Genomic DNA, 1,027 nt, shown 5'->3' on the forward strand with positions numbered 1-1,027 from the left:
GGGCTGCTGTTCGTCGGCAGGGCGGACGAGCAGATCAAACTGGGCGGCCGCCGGATCGAACTCGGCGAGGTCGACGCGGCGCTGCAGGCGCTGCCGAACGTCGCCGGTGCCGCGGCCGCCGTCCGCACCACCCGGGGCGGCAACCAGATCCTCGTCGGTTATGTGGTGAGCGCGGCGCAGGACACGGCCGGTGACACCCCGGTCGGCGACGACAAGGCCCCCGACGGCGCGGCGCAGGCCGGCGAGCCGTCCGAAACCGACGAAACCCGAGCCGACGAAACCCAGACAGACCAGGCCCAGACCGACGAGGCCCAGGCCGGTGAGGCTGAAGTGGGCGCCGTCAGCGGGGTGTTCGACCCCGTCGACGCGCTGCGCCGGCTGCGCGAGGCGCTGCCCGCCTCGCTCGTGCCGCTCATCGCGGTGGTCGACACCCTGCCCACCCGGACCTCCGGCAAGGTCGACCGGGCCGCGCTGCCCTGGCCGCTGCCCACCGTGGACACCTCCGGGCAGGAGGGCCCGCTGGAAGGCACCGAGGGGTGGCTCGCGGAACAGTGGGCCGAGATCCTCGGCACCTCCGTCGGCACCGCCGACGCCGAGTTCTTCGCGATCGGCGGCAGCAGCCTCGGCGCCGCCCGCCTGGTCGCCCTCATCCGGGCGCGCTTCCCCAACGTCTCCGTCAGCGACATCTACCAGAACCCGTCGCTGGGCGCGCTGGCCCGCGTCCTGGAGGCGTCGGACGCCCGTGAGAGCGCCGTGCGGACCGTACAGCCCACCCCGCGCCGCGCCGGTGCCGTACAGGTGGCGCTGATGCTTCCGCTGCTGACGATCTCGGGGCCGCGCTGGGCCGTGGGCGTCGCCGCGCTGAACAACGTGCTCGCCCGGTACGGGGACTTCCCGTGGGCGCCCGCCGTGTCCTGGTGGTGGGTGGCACTGGGCTGGGTGCTGTGCGTCAGCTCGGCCGGCCGGGTCGCCGTCGCGGCCGGCGGCGCGCGGCTGCTGCTGCGCGGCGTCCGCCCTGGTACCTATC

At 75.0% G+C, this 1,027-nt stretch carries 1 protein-coding gene; it reads left to right on the forward strand.

Annotated elements, in window-relative coordinates:
• The coding region (locus tag O3W51_RS48160) for a phosphopantetheine-binding protein (RefSeq protein ID WP_269290437.1) at positions 1–1,027 on the forward strand (1,027 nt) is incomplete at both ends.

The sequence above is a fragment of the Streptomyces sp. H39-C1 genome (genome assembly GCF_027158125.1).
In the GTDB taxonomy this organism is placed as follows: Bacteria; Actinomycetota; Actinomycetes; order Streptomycetales; family Streptomycetaceae; genus Actinacidiphila; species Actinacidiphila fildesensis.